The organism is Marinospirillum sp. (genome assembly GCF_035271045.1).
Lineage (GTDB): Bacteria > Pseudomonadota > Gammaproteobacteria > Pseudomonadales > Halomonadaceae > Marinospirillum.
Genome location: NZ_DATESC010000025.1, coordinates 1 through 4,231 on the forward strand (window position 1 = coordinate 1; position 4,231 = coordinate 4,231).

A 4,231-nucleotide genomic window follows, 5' to 3' on the forward strand; every position below is an offset into this window, starting at 1 on the left:
TGGCTTCAAATAACTGGTCTTCTAATGATTCAGGTAGTTGTATCATCCAGCCAATAAAGTTAAATAGTTCAACCACTTGTTCTCGTGTGTAACCGCGTTTATACAGCGAACGGGTTAAGCCTAATCTAAATTCATAAAGCCCTTGGTTATTGCCTTTTAAGCGTTTAGCTTTAATTTGTGCCATCACTAACAAAGCAAACACATTGTTGTTGGCTTCAAGGCTAGCCCAAGCGTCTTCACTTTCAAAGTCGGTTAACTTAACCATTGGATAGCTGAAGGTAGTTTCAGTTCCCGAACGGCTAAAGTGAAAGCTGCTAGGTCGGTAGTTTTGGTTAGTATCGGCTAGAACGGCTAAACTAACAACGTCCACTTGGTAACGGTCAATTAAGCGTGACCAGTAGGTAAACATCCGCTTTGCAAATACGTTTTTGGCTTCGGGTAGGCTTTGTATTTCAACATGAATTAATAGCCATTCTTCACTGCCATCTTGGTAATAAACTTTAACCAGCTTATCGGTATAACGGCGGCCTGTTTTGGCATCTACGGTTATTTTTTCTAACTCACCATCTAAAAACTCATGGCCTTTTGTCCAATCCACTTCTGCGTGAATGGCTGGGAATAGTAGCTCTAAAAACTCTTTAAAGTATTTTTCTAATGCAGCTTTCCAAGCACCATCGTAGTCTTGGCGAATGGGGTCTTGGTGTTCGGGTGTATTAGCTTGGGCTTTTGGATGGCTCATAAAAACGCTTCTTTAAGGGTGATGAATACTGAACTTTTGACTTACTCCCACCATCAAGCCTTTAGGCTTTGATGGGGGAATCTTTGCGACCCATGACAGCTTATAGCTACCACCTTTCGCTAGACCACTCACGCTGATGAGTTTTGGCCTAGAGGAACTCTTTATACACTAGCAAGCCCTGCTAGATCAGCTAACGCCTGTTGGCGTATATTGATACTGGCATTGAGATCACGGTCATGGTGGACTTGGCAGTTAGGACACGTCCAATCACGTTCCGACAAAGGCAACTTGTCGAGCTTGTGCTGACAATGCGAGCAAATTTTACTGCTGGCAAAGAACCGGTTTACTTTAAGAATGTTTTTGCCATACCAGTTCGCTTTGTAGGTCAGCAGAGTAACAAACTGACCCCAGCCGACATCGCTAATGGACTTGGCAAGTTTACGGTTCTTTACCATGTTCTTTACAGCCAAATCTTCCAATGCATAGCTGGTTGCTTGGTTTTCACGAATCAGGCTATGGGTGATTTTATGCTGTAAATCAAGGCGGCTGTTGCGTACTTTTTCGTGAATACGGGCAACAACGCGCTTTTGTTTTTGGTAGCCTTTACTGGCCACTTGCTTACGTGCAAAGATTTTTTGCTGTATGGCAAGCCGTTTACTGGCCTTGGCTAAATGCCTTGGGTTATCAACCTTGCTACCATCCGAAAAGTTCAGCAGGTGATTGATACCCAAATCAATACCCAGGGTTAAGCTAGGCTCAATGGTGGTCGGTGTTGGCAAGGTTTCTTTATTATCTACCAGCAGACTAGCGTAATACTTACCTGTGGCTGTTTTGCTGACCGTCACGGTTTTAATTTTGCCAACAAACTCACGGCTAAAGACTGCTTTGATGCCCTTCAGCTTGGGTAAATTGATAATGCCTTGCTCAAAGTTAACCGTGCAATGCTGAGGGCATTGGTAGCTTCGCTGGGGTATCTTTTTGGATTTAAAGCGTGGGAAATTAGCACGGGTTTTAAAGAAGTTAGTAAAAGCCGTGTGGACGTTAAGCAAGGCACTTAATAGCGACTGACTATTCACCTCTTTTAGCCACTCGTAGTCGGCTGTTTTTTTCATGGCCACTAGCTGGCTTTGAATAGCACCACGAGATAATGATTTGCCATTTGCTTGGTAATAATCATTCTGTAAGCCTAGCGCCCAATTATAAACAAAGCGTGTGCAGCCAAAGTGTTTTTCAATCAACACTCGCTGTTCACGGTTTGGATAAAGGCGGTATTTATAGGCTTTTAGCATGACTCTACAACTTGTACGGTAAACGAAATATAGGTATTATTTTAGTATCCATCTAACTTAGCGTCAACTATGAATAAACCAATAAAATCACACCATCACTGCGTTTACAAGCTTACCTACCATTTAGTGTTAGTTACAAAATACCGCAAAAAATGCTTTACCAGCGCGATGCTCGATCAGCTAAAAATCATTATTACTGAGCTTTGCATAAAGTGGGATATTGAGCTAATCGAGTTCAACGGCGAAGCAGATCATGTGCATTTATTGATTGATATGCACCCCAACATTATGCCAAGCAAGTTCATCAATAATCTAAAAACCGTCTCAAGCCGACTTATAAGAAAGGCATTTGGAGACCACTTAGCGCAGTACTATTGGAAACCTGTGCTTTGGACACGCGCTTACTGCCTACTGACAACGGGCGGTGCAACGATTGATACGATTAGGCGCTACATCGAAAAGCAAGAACGCCCTAACTAGGGCGCTGTGCTTACATCGCCACCTAAATCAAAGATTCTAGGTGGAGAATTACGCACAATTAGTTAAAATGCCCGTATTTTCTTGATTGGAACCAAAACAAAAATAACGTTTTTCAGCTTGGCTATGCAAGGTATCTTCTGCAATAACACGTTGCTCATCTTTGAATGCATGTTGGGCATCATAAAATGACACCCCATGTTTTTCTTAATTTTTGAGGTGGCGTTATTATTTATAGCCCAGCAATATGGTTTAAAGTTTCTGGATGGTGTCTAACCAGCTTTAACAGGGTAACGGCTTGCCTATTGGGTACGCTTCGTCCTTGCTCCCAGTTTTCTAGGGTTCGTGCTGAAGTGTGGAGCAGGCGTGCAAAAACACCCCGTGACATATTAAACTGTTCTCGAATAAGAATAATTTCGTGAGGTGAAATAGCCAATACTTGCTCTGCTTGCTGGGGAGAATGCGTTTTAAGTGTAAGCTTACCTTCTGAATGTTGTTTTGCTTCAACGAGTGCGGCGCTTAGTTCTGCAAAAAGATCACGACTGTTCATATCGCCATGCCTCCATAAATGCTTGTAGCTGTTTTTTCTGTGTGCTTCCGTTAATTCGGCTCTGACCCCATTTCTTTTTTTGACCCCATTTCTTTTTTAAAGAATTTTCCTAAACCTCTAGCGCATATTCTTGTACTAATGCACTTAAAGGTATGTGTAATCCGCTATGTAGCTTTCTAACCATTGACATAGATAACCCACGCTTGCGGTTCAAGACTTCTGTAACACGACTGCGCTGTCCTAAAAATGGAACTAGGTCTTTATTTTCTAATCCTTGCTGCTCCATTCTAAATTTAATCGCTTCAATTGGGTCGGGGGCTTCAATCGCGCAGTGTTTTGCTTCAAACGCTTCAACTAGCGTTGCCAATACCTCTAATTCATCGCCTTCAGGCGTGTGTGGTTCTGCCTCCCAAAGCTGTTCAATTCTAGCAAGTGCAGCTTGGTGATCGGCAGGGGTTTTAATGGGTTTGATTTGCATACTGTTACCTCAAATGGTTGCTGCATCAACTTTGTCATAGTCAGCATGTGTACCAACAAAACGAATATAAACCATAGAAAACTTATAGTTTATTGCAGTTATTAACCTGTATTTATTGCCATGAATATTGAAAACTACTCGATTATTTCCTACAAAACTAGCATTTCTGTATAAGGATTTTATGTCTTGCGGAGTTTTCCAATCAGCATTCTTACACTCGTCATGCCAAGCTTTTAACGGCTGCTCAGAGTCTGAGTAATTAGGCTGCTGCCAAAACTCTTTTAAAGTAATCTTAGATAAAACGCGCATTAGGTGCCTTTATAGATGTTAGAAGTTCAGCTTTCCCATTATGGGAAATTCAGTAGCAAGAGTCAATTAAGAAATGGAGTCAGTTCAAAAGGCAGGGCTTGTGGGGGGTCAGACGCAATTTGGTTTTTTAAATCGACTCTGACCCCTTTTCTCACAATTATTCAAGCCAAGAAGCGTAAGCAACTTGGCTGGGGAGTAATTTGTTTTTTTGTTTTAAAACAGCTTTAGTGTTGATGCTCAAGGCGCAACTGGGCAACGTCTTCAACCGCTAGCTTAAAGGTTTCGGCTATTTGCTCATCCGTTAAAGTAAGCGCATCAATGGCTAGCAACTGACGTACTGTTTCACGCTGTTTTTGTTCAAAGTTTTTTTCAGCTTCAAGCCGCCCTTG

Annotated in this window: 7 protein-coding genes; 1 reads left to right on the top strand and 6 read right to left on the bottom strand. The window is 42.0% G+C overall.

Features of this window, described 5'->3' with window-relative positions:
- Together VJY63_RS09925 and tnpB are read right to left on the bottom strand one after the other, a co-directional pair.
- Positions 1 to 739: hypothetical protein (locus tag VJY63_RS09925; RefSeq protein WP_324050437.1), on the bottom strand; the 739-nt coding region annotated here is incomplete at its 3' end.
- A gap of 161 nt (positions 740 to 900) precedes the next feature.
- The gene (tnpB, locus tag VJY63_RS09930) at positions 901 to 2,028 is read right to left on the bottom strand and encodes an IS200/IS605 family element RNA-guided endonuclease TnpB (RefSeq protein WP_324050439.1); all 1,128 of its coding nucleotides are present in this window, start codon (positions 2,026 to 2,028) and stop codon (positions 901 to 903) included.
- A gap of 69 nt (positions 2,029 to 2,097) precedes the next feature.
- Between tnpB and tnpA the strand changes: the two genes are divergently transcribed.
- Positions 2,098 to 2,508: an IS200/IS605 family transposase gene (gene tnpA, locus VJY63_RS09935; protein WP_324050441.1), complete on the top strand. Its 411-nt coding sequence runs from the start codon at positions 2,098 to 2,100 to the stop codon at positions 2,506 to 2,508.
- 48 nt (positions 2,509 to 2,556) lie between these two features.
- On the opposite strand, the gene VJY63_RS09940 is transcribed toward tnpA, so the two are convergent.
- From VJY63_RS09940 to VJY63_RS09955, 4 genes are all read right to left on the bottom strand, one after another.
- Positions 2,557 to 2,700, bottom strand: a complete 144-nt coding sequence (locus VJY63_RS09940) for a hypothetical protein (protein ID WP_324050443.1) — start codon at positions 2,698 to 2,700, stop codon at positions 2,557 to 2,559.
- A 37-nt stretch (positions 2,701 to 2,737) separates the two neighbouring features.
- Positions 2,738 to 3,055 carry a transcriptional regulator gene (locus VJY63_RS09945; RefSeq protein WP_324050445.1) on the bottom strand — a complete coding sequence of 106 codons (318 nt, stop codon included), beginning with the start codon at positions 3,053 to 3,055 and terminating at the stop codon, positions 2,738 to 2,740.
- Positions 3,056 to 3,164: 109 nt separating this feature from the next.
- Positions 3,165 to 3,533, bottom strand: coding sequence for a DNA-binding protein (locus tag VJY63_RS09950; protein WP_324050447.1), 369 nt, complete (start codon positions 3,531 to 3,533; stop codon positions 3,165 to 3,167).
- A gap of 9 nt (positions 3,534 to 3,542) precedes the next feature.
- Positions 3,543 to 3,842, bottom strand: coding sequence for a type II toxin-antitoxin system HigB family toxin (locus tag VJY63_RS09955; RefSeq protein WP_324050449.1), 300 nt, complete (start codon positions 3,840 to 3,842; stop codon positions 3,543 to 3,545).
- Between the last annotated feature and the right edge of the window lie 389 nt (positions 3,843 to 4,231).

Excerpts from the sequence above, each read along its gene's own strand:
- tnpB (WP_324050439.1), bottom strand. The coding sequence starts at position 2,028 with ATGCTAAAAGCCTATAAATACCGCCTTTATCCAAACCGTGAACAGCGA.
- tnpA (WP_324050441.1), top strand. The coding sequence starts at position 2,098 with ATGAATAAACCAATAAAATCACACCATCACTGCGTTTACAAGCTTACC.
- VJY63_RS09945 (WP_324050445.1), bottom strand. The coding sequence starts at position 3,055 with ATGAACAGTCGTGATCTTTTTGCAGAACTAAGCGCCGCACTCGTTGAA.
- VJY63_RS09950 (WP_324050447.1), bottom strand. The coding sequence starts at position 3,533 with ATGCAAATCAAACCCATTAAAACCCCTGCCGATCACCAAGCTGCACTT.
- VJY63_RS09955 (WP_324050449.1), bottom strand. The coding sequence starts at position 3,842 with ATGCGCGTTTTATCTAAGATTACTTTAAAAGAGTTTTGGCAGCAGCCT.